Raw genomic sequence first — 17,803 nt, 5'->3', positions numbered from 1 at the left:
CGACATTGTGTCGGCGGCTTTTTTTGAAAGAAAGGGCTGCACCATGGCCGAGCTTGAGTCCCAACCACTGTCTTCCGAGGAGCGCGCCGAGTTGGAAGAGCTCCGCGCCGAGAAGGCTCGTCGCGAGGCCCAGGAAGAGGCACGCCGCGAGCGTGAGGAGCTGGCCGCCCTGCGTGCCGAGCGTGCGAAGGCCGAGGAGGTCGCCGCGAGCGCCGCATCCGCGCCGGCGCCCGCGCCCGCACTCAAGCCCGCTGCTGCGAAGCCTGCACCTGCCGCGCCCAAACCTCAGCCTAATAAGGTCGTTCGTTCCAAGTCCGTCGAGCCCAAGCCGAGCCGTGACGAGATGACCTTTGCCCAGCGCATGGTTACCTCCAAGGAACCTACGGGCGAGAACGAGATCCCTGGCATGGCGCCGGCTCAAAAAATCATCATTGTCCTTGCCCTCATCGCGTTTGTCATCTTTATGGGCTACACGATCCTGACCAGCATGGGCCTGCTCTAACCGATTTGCATCGGGCGTCATGTCCGCATGCTCTGCTCTCGTCCAACCCTCAAATTCTGCACCACACATCCGAAAGGTCGCCCCATGGCTTTGACCGATATCTCTCATCCCACCGACATCGCAATGCTCACCGATCTGTACGAACTCACTATGGCCCAGGGCCTGTGGGAGAGCGGCAAGGCCAATGAGCAGGGTTGTTTTACCGCGTTTTACCGCGATCATCCCTTTGGCAGCGCCTATGCCGTCATGTGCGGCACCGCCGAACTGCCCGAGCTGGTCGAGAATCTGCGCTTTACGCCCGAGGACATCGACTACCTCGCCTCGCTCCAGGCCCCTGCCGGCGGCGCGATGTTCAAGCCTGGATTCCTCGACTACCTGCGCGATTTTCGTGCACATGTAAACATCGACGCCGTGCCCGAGGGCGAGCTCGTCTTTCCGCGCGAGCCCATGGTGCGCGTCACTGGCCCCGCGCTGGAGTGCCAGCTGCTCGAGACGGCGCTGCTCAACATCGTCGGCTTCCAGACGCTTGTCGCCACCAAGACGGCACGCGTGGTGCTGGCGGCGGACGGCCGTCCCGTTGCCGAGTTTGGCCTGCGCCGCGCTCAGGGTCCCGATGGCGGCCTTGGCGTCGCGCGCGCGAGCTACGTTGCCGGCTGCTCCTCTACGTCCAATGTGCTCGCCGGCCGCCGCTACGGTATTCCCGTCTTTGGCACGCATGCGCACAGCTGGGTGATGAGCTTCGATTCCGAGCTCGAGGCCTTCCGTGCCTTTGCCAAGTCGAGCCCCAAGAACTGTACGCTGCTTATCGACACCTATGACGTGCGCGAGGGCTGCGAGCATGCCATTACGGTTGCCAAGGAGATGGAGGCGGTGGGCGAGCGCCTGTCGGCTATTCGCATTGATTCGGGTGACCTTGCCAAGCTCTCCAAGTATGTTCGCGGCCGTTTTGATGCCGAGGGCCTGCCCTATGTGGGGATCTCGGTTTCTAACGATCTGGATGAGTACACGATTCAGTCGCTGCTCGACCAGGGCGCGCCCATCGACAGCTTTGGCGTGGGTACCAAGCTTGCGACCTGCTATGACCAGCCGGCGCTGGGTGGCGTGTACAAGCTTTCCGCCCGCCGTGCGAGCGAGGCAAATCCGTGGACGCCGGTGGTCAAGCTCTCCGAGCAGCCCTACAAGCGCACGATCCCGGGTGTGCAACGCGTGCGCCGTTATTACGACGGCTTTGGTGGCCCGGTCTGCGACATGATTTATGACGAGGACCATCTGGCAGGGGAGGGCGCCGCGCGCGGCAATACCCTCGTGGCCGTGAACGATGCCGCCCTGGTGACCGACGTGTCCGAACTTGAGTATCGCGAACTGCTGGTGCCGATCGTGCGCGATGGCAGTGCGGTGGCTCCGCGTGAGAGCATCCAGGACGCGCGCGAGCGCTGTGCTTGGGCGCTTGACCATTTGGACGCCGCTTTCAAGCGCTTCCTGTACCCGCAGACCTATGTGGTGGGCATGGAGCAGGGCCTGGCCCGGGTGCGCGACGAGCTCGTGCGCAAGAACATGGCCGCGGCATCGGCCTTCCCCTGGGCAAAATGATCCGAAGGGGACGGAGGAAAGCGGATCATTTTCTCGCTCGCCCGTTCGCCCGAACGCTCGACATTCGATTGGTTTGACGTATGACGACTTCTTATAAAACGATGGTGGTAAAGATCGGCTCGTCCACGGTGGTGGGTGCCGATGGCAAGGTCAACCGCGCGTTTATCGGTGGCCTGGCCGATCAGGCCGCAGCGCTGCGCAAGCTCGGCTGGCGCTTGGTCGTGGTGAGCTCCGGCGCCATTGCCTGTGGCTATCCTGTGCTGGGTTTCGACCGCAAGCCGGTCGGTGATCTGCCGAGCCTGCAGGCATGCGCTTCGGCCGGCCAGTGCATCATCTCGTCGGCCTACGACGAGGAGTTTCATGCGCGCGACCTGCTCACCTCGCTCGTGCTGCTCACGCGCCACGACACGGCGCGCCGTACGTCCTACCTGCACGCGCGCGATGCCCTGCTGCGCCTAGTGGAGCTTGGCGTGGTGCCGGTCGTCAACGAGAACGATACCGTCACCGTCGATGAGATCAAGTTTGGCGACAATGACACGCTGGCGGCGCTTGTGAGCTGCCTGGTTTCTGCCGATCTGTGCGTGACGCTGTCCGACATCGACGGCCTCTACACCGCCAATCCGCATGAGGACCCGACGGCCGAGTTTGTCCCGGTCGTGCATAAGATCGATGCCAAGATTATCGCCTCGGCGGGCGATTCTTCCACATCGGTGGGCACGGGCGGCATGATCACCAAGATTCGCGCGAGCCGCATTCTGATGACGGCGGGCATTCAGAGCGTGATCTGCTCGGGCGAGGAGTCCAATGCGCTCGTGCGCCTCGCCCGCGGCGAGAGCGTGGGTACGCTGTTCGACCCGCCGGCGGAGCGCCTGGATATTGCGCCCCGCAAGCTGTGGATCGCGCTGGGTGACAAGGCGCACGGCTCGGTGACGGTCGATGACGGCGCCGCGAAGGCGCTGGTCAGCCGTGGCTCTTCCCTGCTTGCGGTGGGTATTCGCGAGGTCGATGGCCAGTTTGCCGAGGGCGATGTGCTCGATGTGTGCGATCCGAGCGGTATGGTCGTCGCTCGCGGTATCGCCGAGGCCGATTCGAACGTGCTGGAGCTTGCTGCCGGTCGCCGCCAGGACCAGATCGCTAGCAACCGCCTGCTGGCAGACCTGGCCGAGAAGCCGGCGATACACAGGGATAACTTGATCGTATTTGCATAAAGAAAGACAGTGCTGTGGATCGTTTCCCGCAGCGCTGTCTTTTTCGTGCCGGCACTTGGGGACGTTCCTTTTGTGCCGGCACTTTGGGACGCTCCTTTGCTAGAAGATTCGACGCAGGTCTCCGCGGTTGAGGGCTTCGTCGAAGAGGTGCTTGAATACCACGCTGCCGTGCAGGCCGTCGTGCTCGAACTCGTTGGTCACCCAGGCGTGCGAGTTGCCCACGCGGCTGAGCGTGTCGAGCTGCATGCCCGAGTCCACGTACATGTCATCGAAGTATACCGCGGCCTGGAGCGGTACCTCGTTACGGGCCAGGCGCTGCGGGTCGTAGATCTTGTCCCAGCTGGTGTCCTCCATCAGCAGGTCCATCGCCGGCTTGAAGGGCTTAAGTTCGGGCATCTGCTCAAACATCCACGGGAACATGGCCTCGCCGGTAAACATGAGCGGGCGTGCGAGGGTGTCGAACTCGGCACGATGGGCTTTCTCTTCTGCTGCGGCCCAGCGAATGGGCATGGTGTCGCCGTCGGCGTAGATGAACTCCTGCAGTGTCCAGTACAGCGGGTTCGTGCGCGTATTGGTGCGCTCGAAAGCGCGCATCAAAAAGCTGTCGGATACCGAGGCGCCGCAGCTCAGCGTGCCGTCACCATCAACAAACGCGTGGTCGATAATCCAGTGCATGCGCTCAAAGCTCGGCTTCATGCCAAAGTCGCTGCCCATGAGCTGCAGGCGCTCGACCGTCATCGGCGAACCGTCGGGCAGTGCGGGTTTTTGCACCTCGATCGCATCGGCCAGCGCCGCCACGCGCTCGACATCGGCGGGGTAGCGGTCGTAATACTGCTGGGTCTTGGCCGCCATGCGCGGGAAAGTGTGCGCGTAGACCTCGCTGGCGCTCGCCGGCACGTGCGGAATGCCGCCGCAGGTAAAGCTTGCCGTCACGCCCTCCGGGAAGAGGGACAAATAACTCAGCGTCAAAAATCCGCCGTAGCTCTGGCCGATCGTGACCCAGGGCTTGCCGCCAAAGCCCACCAGACGCAGGTACTCAAAATCGCGCACGATGGAGCTGGCGAGGTGACGCTTGAGATAGTCTGCCTGCGAGCGGGCCGCATCGGCGCCGGTTGCCTCCGCGCGCTCGCCCAGGGCTGCGATCGTGCGTCCGTCAACACAGCTGCTGCGTCCGGTGCCGCGCTGGTCGGGCAGCACGACACGGAAATGCTTGACGGCCTCCTCGATCCAGCCGTCGCTGGTGGGCGACAGCGGACGCGGGCTCTCGCCGCCGGGGCCGCCCTGCAAAAACAGGAGCAGCGGCAGATCGTCGTTGATGCGGTCGGGTGCGCAAACCACGCGGTAGAAAAGCTTGATGCTCTCGGGCGCGCCGGCGATGGGCGCCGGCATGGCGCCGCGGCGCATAGTGCTGCCGACGGCCAAAAGCATTGGCTCAAGGCCGCGCCAGTCGAGAGGGACATCGATGCTGTGGTCCTCGACATACAGGCCGGGGACGTGGTACGAAGTGATGAGCGCCATGTAATGCTTCCATTCGTTGCGGTGTTTCGGGTTGACCAATTCTACCGCCGTCGGCGAGGATGCGCATAAATCGGCTACCATGGTTGGCAAACATCTAAGAGAAAGGGCCGCCCATGTCGGTCGATATAGCCACGTATGTCCACGATCTTGCCGTCGAGACCAAGGCCGCTTCAGCCGCGCTTGCCACGGCGAGCGATGCCCAGCGCCAGGAGGCCGTGCGCGCCATGGCCGCGGCGCTGCGCGACGGTGTCGATTGCGTCATTGCCGCCAACGAGCTCGATATGTCTTCCGCGCGCGATGCGGGCACCTCGGCCGGACTGCTCGACCGCCTGCTGTTGACGCCCGAGCGCGTTGATGGCATGGCCGCCGGCCTGGAGAAGCTCGCTGAGCTGCCCGATCCCGTGGGCCGCGTGCTCGACCATCGCGTGCTTGCAAGTGGTGTGGACCTTACGCGTGTGACTGTGCCGCTGGGTCTGGTTGCCATGGTCTACGAGGCACGTCCCAACGTGACGGCCGACGCCGCGGGCATCTGCATCCGCACCGGCAACGCCTGCATCCTGCGCGGCGGTTCGCTGGCGTATCACTCGTGCGCCATGATTGCCGAGCTGCTGGCCGATGCGCTTGAGGCCCAGGGTTTCCCGCGCGAGGCAGTGTCGATGATCGAGTCTACCGACCGCGAGGCCACCGGCGAGCTCATGAAGCTCCGCGGCATCGTCGATGTGCTCATTCCGCGTGGCGGTGCGGGCCTGATTCAGCGTTGTGTACGCGAGTCGCTCGTACCGGTGATCGAGACGGGCACGGGTAACTGTCACATCTACGTGCATGAATCCGCCGACTTTGATAAGGCGCTCAACATTATCGTCAACGCTAAGACGCAGCGCGTGGGCGTGTGCAATGCCGCCGAGTCGCTGCTGGTCGACCGCGCCATGGCAGACACGTTTTTGCCCGCGGCTGTGGCTGTGCTGCACGACCACGGCGTGCTCATTCACGGCGACGAGGCCACGTGCGCCGCATGCGCCGACGCCGGTCTTGCCGAGGGCGACGACTACGTGGCCGCGACCGAGGAGGATTGGGGCCACGAGTATCTGGCGCTCGAGATGAGCGTGAAGGTCGTGGCGGACGAGGATGAGGCCATCGCGCACATCAACCGCTACGGCACCATGCATTCCGAGGCCATCATCGCCGAGGACGCGGACGCTTGCGAGCGCTTTTTGGATGAGATCGATGCCTCGGCCGTGTATGCCAATGCCAGTACGCGCTTCACCGACGGCGGCGAGTTTGGACTGGGCGCCGAGATCGGCATCTCGACCCAAAAGCTCCACGCCCGCGGCCCCTTTGCCGCCGAGGCCCTCACCACCTACAAATACAAGCTCCGCGGCACCGGCCAGGTCCGCCCCTAAACCTCTCGTAAGCAAAAACCACCACGAAGGGGACAGGCGCCTTTGTGGTGGTTTTTGCTTCCTCGCGCATTCGTTCGTTGCTCAAGTGTATCTAAGCATATTTTCGTTAAGCAATAGATGGCATTTCGGCAGGTGGGCGGCATAATCGGTGAATAGATTCTCGCCGCTTTGCGTGCGTCGCGGGGTTATTTTTGACATGAGAGCAAGGAGATGCCCATGTCAAGAAAACCTCGGCAGAAATCGCAGATTGGCCTATATCACATTACGATGAGGGGCAACGGCAAGCAGCTTCTATTTGAGGATGATGCAGACAGGAGGCGGCTGTTGTCGCTTGTCCGGTCGTCGTTATCGAGGTTCAACGTCAAACTTATTGCTTGGTGCCTGATGGGCAATCACGTGCATCTTGTCGCGAGCGATCCCGATGATAACGTAAGTGAGTCCATGCACCTTGTCATGTCTTGCTACGCAACATGGTATAACCGCCGGCATGGGCATGTCGGCCACGTTTTTCAGGATAGATTTTCGAGCACTCCCATTTCGAGCGAGGAACATCTTCTCGATGCTATTCGATACGTGCATTTCAATCCGCAAAAAGCCGGTATTTGTCCGTATGGCGAGTATCGATGGAGCAGCCATCTGGATTATGCTGAACGCGACCCAGCTATTGCGACGGTCGATTTGGCGTTTGTTCGCCTTGCGTTTCCGCGCGCTTGCGACTATCGGGCCTTTATGGACGCATCCGATGTCGTGGTTGTTCGTCCGTCAGCGGGTGGGCGCATCGATGAAGATGAAGCTTTAGATGTGGGAATATCGCTGATTCGCTCGTTTGGGCTGAGTGAGCTTTCCGATGTTAAAGCCCTCGATAAGGCCAAACGAAATGAGATTTTGGCTGCGATGCGGAGCGCCGGCCTTTCGATCCGTCAGATTCAGCGCCTGACGGGTGTAGGGGAGTGGTCGGTTCGCAAGGCAGGTTAGCTCGTTCTGATGCAAACAAAAACCACCACAAAGGTGCCTGTGAACTGCACCCCGAAACTTGGACTGAATAAATAGCGACTACGCCGCAAGGGCCCGGTTCCGGAACTCCTCCGGCGTCAGGCCCTTCAATCTTACCTGCCTGCGCCGCGTGTTCCAATGGACTATGTACCCCTCCAGGTCGCGCTTGAAGTCCTCGAAGCTGCCCCACTCCCTGCCGCGGTAGAACTCGTCCTTCACGTGGCCGAAGAGCTGCTCGGTGGCGGCGTTGTCGACGCAGTTCCCCTTGCGCGACATGCTCTGGGTGATGCCCGCCCCCTCCAGCCTGGAGGTGTAGGACTCGTGCTGGTACTGCCAACCCATGTCCGAGTGCATGGTCGGTGCCGCCCCGTCGGGCAGGGCCTCGAGGAGCCGGTCGAGCATCCTGTGCTGCTGGGCGAGGTCCGGCGAGGTCGATATGTCGCTCGCCACGATCTCCTTCGTGCAGAAGTCGAGCACCGGGGCCCAGTAGGCCTTGGCGCCGGCGACCTTGAACTCGGTGACGTCGGTGCCGAGCTTCTGCCATGGCCCCTCGGCGCCGAAGTCCCTCGCGATGACGTTCTCGAACGTGCTCCCCACGAGCCCCCTGTAGGAGCTGTACCGGCGGCGGGAGCCCCGGCGGCGTATCCCGCACCGGATGCCCATCTCGCGCATCATCTTGAGCACGGTCTTGTCGGCCACGACCGCGCCCAGCTCGGCGCGCAGGCACATGGCTATCTGCCGGTGCCCGCAGCCGTTGGCGGTGCGCGAGAATATCTCGGCCGCGGCGTCGCGCAGCTCGGGCCTGGTCGGCCTCCGCGGGTGCGCCAGCGCGTAGTAGTAGGTCGACCTCCTGAGCCCCGAGCACTCCAGCAGGTGGCGCAGGGAGTGCCCCTCCGCCCTCAGCGCCCTCACCGCCTCGGCCGCCGCCCCGGTCAGAGCCCGTCCCGCTCGACCAGGGCGCGCAATTTTTTTAGGTAGGCGACCTCGGCCTCGAGCCTGCGGCAGCGCTCCTCGAGCTCCTGCTCGCGGGTGCGGGTGCGGGGTTTCGACCTCGACCCCCTCGGCCTGCCCTTCGGTCCGGGCCGCAGCGCCTCGGCGCCGCCCTCGCGGTAGAGCCTGCACCAGCGCTCCAGCGGGGACTTCGACCTGATCCCGAACTCGGCCATGGCGTCGGTCTTCGCCATCCCGCCGTCGACCACGGCCGACGCCGCGGCGACCCTCTGCTCGAATGTGTACCTGGATTGTTTCCCGCCCATGGACAGCAGCGCCTCGCTTCCGAACGCCCGGTATACCCTCTGCCATTCTCTCACGGTCTCGCGGGGGACGGACAGGGCCTCGGCCGCCGGCTTGCAGCCGACGCCGGCGTCGAAGAGCTCGACGGCCCGCCTCCTGGACTCCAGGTCGTGCTTCACCCTGAGGTCTATACTCATGGAAAACCTCCCATTTCCCGATGTCCAAGAAATGGGAGGCAGTTCACAGGCACCTTTGTGGTGGTTTTAGTGTTAGGCCTGGAAGGTGTCGCGATCGGGAGCGAAGGACTGCATGGCTGCGATGGTGTGGTCAAAGAGCTCGGGGAGCTCCCAGCCCAGCATCTCGGCGCCCTGCGAAATCACGTCGCGCGAGCAGCCGGCGGCGAAGCGCTTGTCCTTGAACTTCTTCTTGAGCGACTTGGTCGTAAAGTCCATGACGCTCTTGCTCGGGCGCATGATGACGGCAGCTCCGATCAGGCCGGTAAGCTCGTCGCAGGCAAACAGGATCTTCTCCATCTGCAGCTCGGGCTTGGGCAGCGAAGTGTTGAAATCGGACGTGTGCGACTGAATGGCACGGATGAGCTCAGGAGAGGCACCTTCGCCTTCGAGGATCTCGGCAGCGTAGATGGTGTGGTTCATGGGGTCGTCCTCATGCTCCTCCCAATCCAGGTCGTGGAGCAGGCCGACGATGCCCCAGAACTCCTCGTTCTCGGGGTCGAACTCGCGCGCAAAGTAGCGCATGGTGCCCTCGACGGTTTCGCCATGGGTGATGTGGAACGGATCCTTGTTGTGCTCGTTGAGCAGTTCGAATGCGCGGTCGCGGGTGATTCCGGCGGTAAGCGACTCTGCCATAACAGACTCCTTGTGCTCGTGGGTATCGATAAGATTGAATACTACTAGAACAAGAAAACCACCACAAAGGTGCCTGTCCCCTTTGTGGTGGTTTTGGCGTGGGCAGGTTAGTTGAGGGCGGCTTGGGCTAGGCGGGCTTCGGCGGCCTCTTCGGTGACGCCCAGGGCCACGGCGAACTCCTCTATAGAGCGGCGCTTGGCCTCCTTGAGCACACGCATGTAGTAGGAACTGGGCTTTTTATCAGCTTCCTCGGCCTGGCGAATGCGGTGCATCATGGTTTTTGCCACGCGGACCGTCTCGGGCGCGCCCAGCTTGAGCTGCTGCTTAAAGTGCGTCTCCTCAAGCGAGCTGTTGCGCTCGGTAAAAGTGTCGCACTCCAGCTCGTCGTAGTGGCTCAGCAGGTGCTCGGCATCCTGCTGAGAGATGGCGGCATGCAGACGGTCGGCTTGCGCCACGGGGTACATGAGGATCGTCTGCGCATGTCCCTGCTTGGTCTCGAGCAGCAACATGGGCTGCGGCGTGTCGTCCCTAAAACCGACGACGGTGCAGACTCCCTGGCCCGGATGAATGACGTGTTGACCGATTGAGAACATGCTACCTCCAGCTTATACGAATTTGCGTATGTCTAGAATACCACGCTGACGTGCGCAAACCATCGCTTTATGCAGGAAAAGCACACAATTCCGATAGGTAAGAGTATTCGATATTCCGAGCAGCTCATGCACGTGTTTATGCATTTTCGGCAGGTGCACAATCAGCAGGCAAACCTCCATCTTTGAGTGGCCCTGTGCGAGCTGTAGTCATTTTTGTGCATATGCAATATCGATTAACTTTACCCTGCGACAGTAGCTACCGCTTGTGATAGAGTGCTACAAACTCTGGCTTTTGCCCTACGAGTGACCAAGAGCTCGGGGGCTTTAACACAAGGAGGATCTATGCCCGAGAAGATTGAAGAGCTGGTACGCGCTGCGCTTGCTGCGGCCCAGGAGGCCGGCGACCTTTCCGCATTTGAACTTGATGATTGCGCTATCGAGCGACCGGCCGACACTTCTCATGGCGAGTGGACCTCCACCATGGCCCTGAAGTCCGCCAAGCTGGCTCACTGCGCCCCGCGCAAGATTGCCGAGGCCATCGTTGCCCATATGCCCGAGGACCCCGCGATTGAGAAGGTCGAGATCGCAGGCCCCGGCTTCATTAACTTCTACCTCTCCGTTGCCGTCAAGAACGCCATTTTTGGCGAGGCCCGCGAGAAGGGCATGGACTTCGCTAAGTCTAACGTCGGTGGCGGCCTGAAGACCCAGGTCGAGTTCGTCTCTGCCAACCCTGTCGGCCCCATGCACATCGGCCACGGCCGCTGGGCCGCTCTGGGTGACTCCCTTTGCCGCGTTATGGACCACGCCGGTTACGACATCCAGCGAGAGTTCTACATCAACGACCACGGTTCTCAGATGAACACCTTCGGCAACTCCATCAGCACGCGCTATATGCAGCTTGCCGATATCATTGCCAAGCAGGGCGTTGATATCGACGAGGCTCACAAGCTGCTGATCGCCGACCGTGACGCCTTCGTTGCCGACGAGAACGACGAGCATCCCGAGACCCATCCGTATCAGGACAACTTTGCCGAGACCCTGGGCAAGGACTCCTACGGCGGCGACTACATCATCGATGAGGCTGCCGAGTTCTGGCGTACCGACGGCGACAAGTGGGTCGACGCCGATCCGCAGGAGCGCATGGAGAGCTTCCGTGAGCGCGGCTATGTGAAGATGGTCGACAACATGCGCGACCTCTGCCACGCCGTCAACTGCGACTTCGATCGTTGGTACTCCGAGCGCTCGCTGTATGTGAAGGACACCGAGGGCGAGACCGCCGGCACCTCTGCCGTCGACCGCGCTTTTGAGAAGCTCGACAAGATGGGCTACCTCTACACCAAGGACGGCGCCTTGTGGTTCCGTTCCACCGATCTGGGCGACGACAAAGACCGCGTCCTAATCAAGTCCGACGGCGAGTACACCTACTTCGCCTCCGACGTCGCCTATCACTGGGATAAGTTCCAGCGCGTCGATCACGTCATAGACATCTGGGGCGCCGACCACCACGGTTACATCGAGCGCGTCCGCTGCGTCTGCGACGCTCTCGGTTACCCCGGTAAGTTCGAGGTTTTGCTGGGCCAGCTCGTCAACCTGCTGCGCAACGGCAAGCCCGTCCGTATGTCCAAGCGTAAGGGTACCATGGTGACTCTGCAGGAGCTCGTCGATGAGGTCGGCTCCGATGCCGCTCGCTACACGCTCATCTCCAAGAGCTCCAATCAGATGGTCGACTTCGACATCGAGGCCGTTAAGAAGCGCGATAACTCCAACCCGGTCTATTACGTGCAGTATGCTCACGCCCGTGTGTGCTCCATCCTGCGCCGTGCCGCTGACGTTACGCCCGAGCAGGCTGACGAGATGGGCATGAAGGCCGTCGCCGCCAAGGCCATCGGTGAGAACGTCGATTACTCGCTGCTGACCGATCCGACCGAGCTCGCCCTATCGCGTAAGCTCAACGAGCTCACCGACCTGATTGCCAGCTGCGCTCGTGATCGCGCCCCGTTCCGTCTGACGCATTTTGCCGAGGAGCTCGCCGGCGACTTCCACAGCTTCTACGCTGCCTGCCAGGTGCTGCCGAGCGAGGGCCGTCCCGTCGACCCCGAGCTTTCGCGTGCCCGTCTGGCCGCTTGCGATGCCGTCCGCGTGACGCTCGCCCTGGTGCTCACCCTCGTTGGCGTCTCCGCGCCCGAGCAGATGTAATCTGCGGTTCATTTGACCGTGTAGGTTCGGCTTTGCTGAGCCCTATAAGCCCGATCTCCATGCGGAGGTCGGGCTTTTTGCGTTTGGCGGGGCTTTTTGGCGTGTTGGAAAATGCTACAAAAAAGCAACTATACCGCTTTACGGGGCTGAATCGCTGCCTGGCGACCATAGCGACAGCAGTGAAAATAAAACCGCAGGTAGACGGCTTGCCGAATATTAAAATGCAGGGTATGGTTCGCTTGCGCCGTTCTTACACCGTAATCCGCCATAGTTTTGAAAATGACCCCTTGGGGACGGAGGAAAACGGATCATTTATGTCCCGGGGGAGAGCGGTACGAAACCGTACGCCACGAATCGGGCTTATCTACTACGTTTAGTCGCATACCCCGAACCATGTCGAAAGGCGCGATATTTAAAACCGCAGGTAGCGGGATTGCGATTTTAGGAAGACCGAGGGAATGGTCAGGGGTCGCGGGCCAAACGTAGTAGATAGGCGCGATTCGTGGCGAGTCGATCCTGGGACTGACGATTCTGCTCCCGTGCCTCGTGGTCACCACGATCTTTGGGGGCTCGGCTGGCCTCTCCATATAAGTTGCAGTGGAATAGTTCCTGTTTGGGGCGGCTGCCGGGTTTTTCAGGAGCTCTTTCACCGCAACTTAAGAGAGCTGGATTTCGCCGCCCGCGGCTTTGTAAAGAGTGCCCCTTTTGACTAGTCGTTTAAGAACGTCCCCAATGACTAAGTTGCAGGTGGCGGCGGTTGTGTTACACTAACGCTGCGTAGTTGACGCAATCATCTCGATACAGATCAATGATGTCCGTCGTTTTGAACGGAACTAGACTGTTTAGCCGTCCTGAAGGTTTATGCAGGGAGCATGTGATCACAGGGCTTGAAAAGAAAGTTGAGCAAACACTGTGTCTGATCAACAGCAAGAAAACGAAATAACGACGACGCAGGCCGCTCCCGCTGCACCGGTTGCGTCGGACCAGGTCACGGCGCCCGCGCAAGCCTCGGCTCCTGAGACGCCCAAGGCTGCTTCGACGCCTACGCCTGCAGCGGCTGAGAAGGCCGTGTCTGCAACTAGTGAGGAGGCTGCTCCGGCAAAGCCCAAGCGCACGCGCCGCACGGCCAAGCCTGCCGCTGACGGCGAGGAGGTCACCAAGCCCAGGCGCCGTACCACGCGCGCGACGCGCGTCAAGCGCACCGTTGCAACTGACTCCTCGGCGCCGATTTCCGATGAGGTCGCGCAAGCACGTGCGTTGGCGCAGATTAGCGAGGCTCAGGTGGTGCGTGCCCGCCGTCGTGCTGCCGAGCGCGAGGCCGCGGCTCTGACCGAGCTTGCAGCTCCGTCTGTGCCCGAGACACCTGCCGCCACCGAGACCCCTGCCTCCGACCAGCCGACCGAGAAGCCGGCACCGCGCACACGCCGTCGCACGGCTGCTAAGGCCGAGCAGGTTGCCGAACAGGTAACCCCCGAGCTCACTGAGGCTTCGGTCCGTTCCGCGGCAGGGGAGGGCACATCGCCTGCTGAGCCTGCTGCGCCTGTCGAGGCCGGCGAAGTTCCCGTTGTCGATCCGGCTTTGCGCCCGCACCGTCGCGGTCGCAAGCCCAAGGCCTTCGTCGAGGCCGAGAAGGCCGCAGCCGCCGCCGCCGCTCGGGATGCTGCGGCGACCGCCGAGTCTGCAACCGCTGCCGACGCGCCCGTCCAGGATGCTACGACTTCCGAGGCCGCTCCCGCCGATGCCGAGCCCGCTGACGTCCGTCCCGGTCGCAGCCGTCGCACCGCTGCTAAGCGCACGTCCAAGGCTAAGGCCGCTAAGAAGGGCGCGTCCGAGGATTCCGCCGAGACGACCGCCGATGCATCGACTGATGTCGCCGAGCCTCAGGACGTCGAACAGCCTGCGTCCGAGAAACCCAAGCGCGGCCGTAAGAAGTCCGCTAGGGCCAAGGCCGCCGAGCAGCAGGCTGATGTCGAAGCGCAGGTCGATACCGGCGCCGAGGCCAATGACGCCGTCGCGGCCAATGTTGACACCGCCGCAACCGATGGCGCCGCGCCCGCCGAGGGCGAAGACGGCGCTCGCCCCAACCGTCGCCAGCACAAGCGCAACGACGAGCGCAACGAGCGCAAGGATGACCGCAACAACGACCGCCGCAACCGCCAGCGAGATCGCAAGCAGCGCAACAAGGAGCGTAATGCCGCTCCCACCGAGCCCACGCTTTCGCGCGAGGAACTCGCGGCCATGAAGGTCGCCGAGCTGCGCGAAAAGGCCAAGGAGTTCGAGATCGAGACGACTGGCAAGAAGAAGGCCGAGCTTGTCGAGGAGATCTACACCACTGCCGCGAAGGCCGAGGGCTTCCGCGACATCAAGGGCATTCTGCAGATTCGCCCGGACAGTTCCGGCATCATCCACGCCCATGGCTACATGAAGTCCAACGACGACGCCTTCGTGCCCGCCTACCTCATCCGCTCCGCGCGTCTGCGCACGGGCGATGTCATCGAGGGCTCGCTGCGTCCTTCGCGCGGCGGCGACAAGCGCGCCGGCCTCGCCAAGATCTCGACCGTCAACGGTCTGGACCCCGAGCAGATTCGCAACCGTCCCAAGTTCGGCGACCTCACCCCGGTCTATCCCAACGAGCCGCTGCGCATGGAGCACGGCAAGGACTCCATTACCGGTCGCGCCATCGACATCGTGTCGCCGATCGGCAAGGGTCAGCGTGGCCTGATCGTGTCCCCGCCCAAGGCCGGCAAGACCACGATCCTCAAGAAGATCTGCCAGTCTATCTCGATTAACAACCCCGAGGTGCACCTCATCTGCCTGCTCGTCGACGAGCGCCCCGAAGAGGTCACCGATATGCAGCGTTCTATCAAGGGCGAGGTTGTGGCGTCGACCTTCGATATGCCCGCCGACAACCACACCCGCGTGGCCGAGCTCGTCATCGAGCGTGCCAAGCGCATTGTTGAGCTGGGCGGCGATGTTGTGGTGGTGCTCGACTCCATCACGCGTCTTGCCCGCGCCTACAACTTGGCGGCGCCCGCCTCAGGCCGCATCCTTTCGGGCGGCGTCGATTCGGCGGCACTGTATCCGCCCAAGCGCTTCCTGGGTGCAGCCCGTAATATCGAGAACGGTGGCTCGCTCACCATCCTGGCCTCTGCCCTCATCGACACCGGTTCCAAGATGGACGAGGTCATCTTTGAGGAGTTCAAGGGCACCGGCAACATGGAGCTTAAGCTCGACCGCGACCTGGCCGACCGCCGCATTTTCCCGGCTATCGACCCCGTTGCCTCCGGTACGCGTAACGAGGACCTGTTGGTAGACGAGCAGATGCGTCCGTTTGTCTTTGGTCTGCGTCGCATTCTTGCCGGCATGAACAACACCGAACGCGCAGCCGCGTCGTTCATCAAGGGTCTTAAGGGCACCAACACCAACCAGGAGTTCCTGGTGCGTTCGGCCAAAAAGCACAGTGACTACGAGCAGACGTTCTAGGTTGTCATCCACGCGCAGCGATAGTCATCAATGCGGTAAAGGGTCGGGGCTTTGAGCCTCGGCCCTTTTCCATATCGCCGCTCCGCGCTTATTTTTGACCATAAGACAGGCAAGCAGCAGGTTTCCCGTTTCAATCCGACATTGTCGCTTGCAATCGACAGGGCGGTTTCGCATAATAGCTTTTAAGCTTCGCGACGGAAAACGCAGATGAAACGAACCATATACCGTTGCTTTGGGGCATAGCCCCGCTTCATCTTCTCTCGCGCAGCCAACTGAATGATGCGATTTGGGTGCTGGAAGATGGGGAGAGCTCATGGCTTCTTCTGATGCAACACAACGAGCAGTCCTTGCCGGACTTTCGTGCGGGATCGGCCTTGCCGCTCCCGTGGTTATGTATGCCGCGACGCTGCCGTTTTCGTCGGTGAACGAGACGGTCGTGGCGGGTGCGGTTCCCTTTGCCGTGGGCGCGGTGGCGGGCGTGGGTATCTATGCCGCCTCGCTGGGTATCTCCGAGTACCGTGCGCAGCGTGAAGAGCGTCTGTTCCAGCCCGATGCCATGGGCGGTGCCGCCAATCTCAATCAGCATCAAAGCGAGTTCAAGACCGCCTCGATTCCAGCTCAGCAGCAGGATGCGACTCCTTATGCTGCCGCTTCTGCTTCTCAGGCTCAGTCGGAGCAGTCTACCTCGGCATTCCTTTCCGGCCTGACCGGTGCGTTCCAGCGCCGTCATGCCGATAATGGTGTCCCTACCATCGCTCGAGCCGCAGATGCTATGGACGAGGCGGAGGCTTGGTCCATGATCGACAGTATACTCGACGACGATTCGCCGGTGAGCTGCGACCCTGCACGCTCGCGCGACGTCTATCAAGTCGCCATCGACGAGCTCACCAATGGCGGGCAGACTGGCTCCTTCAATCGCGATGACATCGCCGCCGCGGCACGTGCCGTGTCTGGCTCCCAGGCCGCCCCTGCGGGCAGCACGGCGGCTTTCGTGGCACTCGTTGCCAACGCCGCAGCCAATAACGCCTGCAGCGCCACCTCGGCGGACGTGAACGCTTCTGCCGATAATTCGTACGTTGATGAAGCCATGACCGCGGATGAGGAGGCCGTTGCCGCCCGCCGTGCCGCCGAAAGCTCGCTTTGGGGCGCTCCTGCCCAGCAGCAGGCGGCTGAGGCTGCGCCGTACAACGCAAACCTCGCCAGCATGCCTATCATCTCCGGTGCTGCGGGCATCGATCTCGATGACCTCGATGAGCCTGCAGTCATCACCGCATCGATTGATGCCCAAGATCGCATCGACACCGGCGACCTTCCGGACGCTTCGCTCGAGGTTGATGTCCCTATGGCCGACTACTCGGGCCACGAGAACATGTGGGCCGCCGCCACCGCGATTCTGGATGAGATCGACGAGCCTGCTCCTGTTGCGGCCCCCGCTCCCGTCGCTGCCCCTCAGCCTGCTGCCCCCGCCTATGTCGGCCGTCACAGCGCTGTGTTCCCCGAGGATACCGCCCGTATCTCGCGCGAGAGCATCGAGCGGGCCGAGGCTATTGCCGCCGGCATTATGGAAAATCGTCGTCACGAGCGCGTCAATCAGATCCTAGAAGAAGAGATCGAGCGCCTGCAGTCCTCTACTGCCAAGCGTACGGGCCGTGCCTATCTGAGCGTTATCGAGGGCGGTACCGCCAGCTTCGCGCCGCTCCGCGCGGAGGCATAACTTCTGCATGGTTAAGATCAATCGAAAATGGGCGGTCGTGACCTGCCTGATGGCACTCTTGATCTGGGGCAATTCGCTGGTTCCCGGCTCGGGGTCGGGCTCGCTGAGCCTGACGGTCATGGAAGCTATCCGCGGTTTCCTGCACGGCGTGGGACTTCCATATGCATGGGTGACCAACTTTGTTGTTCGCAAGTGCGCGCATTTTACCGAGTATATGGTGCTCGGCATCCTGGCAACGCATGCGTTTGATTTTGAGGGCCGGCGCACCTTTGACGTGCTGCTGCCCACGGCGGTGTTCCTGCTGCTGATTCCCTCGATCGACGAGACGATTCAACTCTTTGTGCCGGGACGCGCCGGCATGATCACCGATGTGATGATCGACTGCTGTGGAGCGGCAACGGGCGTTGTGCTCCGATATCTCTTACGGTCGCTGATGTGCGCCAAAAAGGCCGCCTAGGACGTATTGTTTGGTCCTAGGCGGCCTTTTTTATTTGAGGGTTTATA

The 17,803-nt window shown here is 62.0% G+C and carries 14 protein-coding genes; 9 read left to right on the top strand and 5 right to left on the bottom strand.

Annotated elements, in window-relative coordinates:
- Positions 1 to 43: 43 nt before the first annotated feature.
- From DXD94_RS02235 to proB, 3 genes are all read left to right on the top strand, one after another.
- Entirely contained in the window at positions 44 to 502 is a 459-nt protein-coding gene (locus tag DXD94_RS02235; RefSeq protein ID WP_117763105.1) for a hypothetical protein, read from the top strand.
- A gap of 84 nt (positions 503 to 586) precedes the next feature.
- Positions 587 to 2,092: a nicotinate phosphoribosyltransferase gene (locus DXD94_RS02230; protein WP_117763104.1), complete on the top strand. Its 1,506-nt coding sequence runs from the start codon at positions 587 to 589 to the stop codon at positions 2,090 to 2,092.
- 80 nt (positions 2,093 to 2,172) lie between these two features.
- Complete coding sequence (gene proB / locus DXD94_RS02225) at positions 2,173 to 3,300, top strand: glutamate 5-kinase (protein ID WP_117763103.1); 1,128 nt, start codon at positions 2,173 to 2,175, stop codon at positions 3,298 to 3,300.
- A 99-nt stretch (positions 3,301 to 3,399) separates the two neighbouring features.
- On the opposite strand, the gene DXD94_RS02220 is transcribed toward proB, so the two are convergent.
- On the bottom strand, positions 3,400 to 4,818 hold the full coding sequence (locus DXD94_RS02220; protein ID WP_117763102.1) for an alpha/beta fold hydrolase: 1,419 nt from the start codon (positions 4,816 to 4,818) through the stop codon (positions 3,400 to 3,402).
- Positions 4,819 to 4,931: 113 nt separating this feature from the next.
- On the opposite strand from DXD94_RS02220, the gene DXD94_RS02215 reads away from it, so the two are divergent.
- The gene (locus tag DXD94_RS02215) at positions 4,932 to 6,218 is read left to right on the top strand and encodes a glutamate-5-semialdehyde dehydrogenase (RefSeq protein WP_117763101.1); all 1,287 of its coding nucleotides are present in this window, start codon (positions 4,932 to 4,934) and stop codon (positions 6,216 to 6,218) included.
- A gap of 216 nt (positions 6,219 to 6,434) precedes the next feature.
- Positions 6,435 to 7,193 carry a transposase gene (locus tag DXD94_RS02210; RefSeq protein ID WP_158564775.1) on the top strand — a complete coding sequence of 253 codons (759 nt, stop codon included), beginning with the start codon at positions 6,435 to 6,437 and terminating at the stop codon, positions 7,191 to 7,193.
- 78 nt (positions 7,194 to 7,271) lie between these two features.
- Here DXD94_RS02210 and DXD94_RS02205 read toward each other — a convergent pair whose 3' ends face one another.
- The 4 genes from DXD94_RS02205 to DXD94_RS02190 all read right to left on the bottom strand — a co-directional run bounded on the left by DXD94_RS02205 (position 7,272) and on the right by DXD94_RS02190 (position 9,906).
- The gene (locus DXD94_RS02205) at positions 7,272 to 8,123 is read right to left on the bottom strand and encodes an IS3 family transposase (protein ID WP_199568341.1); all 852 of its coding nucleotides are present in this window, start codon (positions 8,121 to 8,123) and stop codon (positions 7,272 to 7,274) included.
- A gap of 20 nt (positions 8,124 to 8,143) precedes the next feature.
- Positions 8,144 to 8,641, bottom strand: a complete 498-nt coding sequence (locus DXD94_RS02200) for a helix-turn-helix domain-containing protein (RefSeq protein ID WP_117763099.1) — start codon at positions 8,639 to 8,641, stop codon at positions 8,144 to 8,146.
- A 72-nt stretch (positions 8,642 to 8,713) separates the two neighbouring features.
- Positions 8,714 to 9,313 carry an HD domain-containing protein gene (locus tag DXD94_RS02195; protein WP_117763098.1) on the bottom strand — a complete coding sequence of 200 codons (600 nt, stop codon included), beginning with the start codon at positions 9,311 to 9,313 and terminating at the stop codon, positions 8,714 to 8,716.
- Positions 9,314 to 9,420: 107 nt separating this feature from the next.
- Positions 9,421 to 9,906 (bottom strand): CarD family transcriptional regulator, encoded by a 486-nt coding sequence (locus DXD94_RS02190; RefSeq protein WP_006235480.1) that lies wholly within the window; start codon positions 9,904 to 9,906, stop codon positions 9,421 to 9,423.
- 342 nt (positions 9,907 to 10,248) lie between these two features.
- Here DXD94_RS02190 and argS point away from each other — a divergent pair, with 342 nt between their 5' ends.
- The 4 genes from argS to DXD94_RS02170 all read left to right on the top strand — a co-directional run bounded on the left by argS (position 10,249) and on the right by DXD94_RS02170 (position 17,756).
- Positions 10,249 to 12,102 (top strand): arginine--tRNA ligase, encoded by a 1,854-nt coding sequence (gene argS / locus DXD94_RS02185; RefSeq protein WP_117655689.1) that lies wholly within the window; start codon positions 10,249 to 10,251, stop codon positions 12,100 to 12,102.
- A 912-nt stretch (positions 12,103 to 13,014) separates the two neighbouring features.
- The gene (gene rho, locus DXD94_RS02180) at positions 13,015 to 15,585 is read left to right on the top strand and encodes a transcription termination factor Rho (protein WP_233540296.1); all 2,571 of its coding nucleotides are present in this window, start codon (positions 13,015 to 13,017) and stop codon (positions 15,583 to 15,585) included.
- 313 nt (positions 15,586 to 15,898) lie between these two features.
- On the top strand, positions 15,899 to 17,299 hold the full coding sequence (locus DXD94_RS02175) for a hypothetical protein (protein WP_117763097.1): 1,401 nt from the start codon (positions 15,899 to 15,901) through the stop codon (positions 17,297 to 17,299).
- A gap of 7 nt (positions 17,300 to 17,306) precedes the next feature.
- Positions 17,307 to 17,756, top strand: coding sequence for a VanZ family protein (locus tag DXD94_RS02170; RefSeq protein ID WP_117735610.1), 450 nt, complete (start codon positions 17,307 to 17,309; stop codon positions 17,754 to 17,756).
- Positions 17,757 to 17,803: the final 47 nt, after the last annotated feature.

Origin of the sequence: Collinsella sp. TM10-22 (genome assembly GCF_003466125.1) — a bacterium.
GTDB lineage: Bacteria > Actinomycetota > Coriobacteriia > Coriobacteriales > Coriobacteriaceae > Collinsella.
Note: the sequence above shows the minus strand (reverse complement) of the source record. Positions and strands in the feature narration are given on the sequence as shown.

What these genes read in the sequence shown, in the direction of transcription:
- DXD94_RS02195 (WP_117763098.1), bottom strand. Translation starts at nt 9,313, where the DNA reads ATGGCAGAGTCGCTTACCGCCGGAATCACCCGCGACCGCGCATTCGAA.
- DXD94_RS02175 (WP_117763097.1), top strand. Translation starts at nt 15,899, where the DNA reads ATGGCTTCTTCTGATGCAACACAACGAGCAGTCCTTGCCGGACTTTCG.
- DXD94_RS02200 (WP_117763099.1), bottom strand. Translation starts at nt 8,641, where the DNA reads ATGAGTATAGACCTCAGGGTGAAGCACGACCTGGAGTCCAGGAGGCGG.
- DXD94_RS02170 (WP_117735610.1), top strand. Translation starts at nt 17,307, where the DNA reads ATGGTTAAGATCAATCGAAAATGGGCGGTCGTGACCTGCCTGATGGCA.
- DXD94_RS02210 (WP_158564775.1), top strand. Translation starts at nt 6,435, where the DNA reads ATGTCAAGAAAACCTCGGCAGAAATCGCAGATTGGCCTATATCACATT.
- proB (WP_117763103.1), top strand. Translation starts at nt 2,173, where the DNA reads ATGACGACTTCTTATAAAACGATGGTGGTAAAGATCGGCTCGTCCACG.
- DXD94_RS02235 (WP_117763105.1), top strand. Translation starts at nt 44, where the DNA reads ATGGCCGAGCTTGAGTCCCAACCACTGTCTTCCGAGGAGCGCGCCGAG.
- DXD94_RS02230 (WP_117763104.1), top strand. Translation starts at nt 587, where the DNA reads ATGGCTTTGACCGATATCTCTCATCCCACCGACATCGCAATGCTCACC.
- argS (WP_117655689.1), top strand. Translation starts at nt 10,249, where the DNA reads ATGCCCGAGAAGATTGAAGAGCTGGTACGCGCTGCGCTTGCTGCGGCC.
- DXD94_RS02215 (WP_117763101.1), top strand. Translation starts at nt 4,932, where the DNA reads ATGTCGGTCGATATAGCCACGTATGTCCACGATCTTGCCGTCGAGACC.
- DXD94_RS02220 (WP_117763102.1), bottom strand. Translation starts at nt 4,818, where the DNA reads ATGGCGCTCATCACTTCGTACCACGTCCCCGGCCTGTATGTCGAGGAC.
- DXD94_RS02190 (WP_006235480.1), bottom strand. Translation starts at nt 9,906, where the DNA reads ATGTTCTCAATCGGTCAACACGTCATTCATCCGGGCCAGGGAGTCTGC.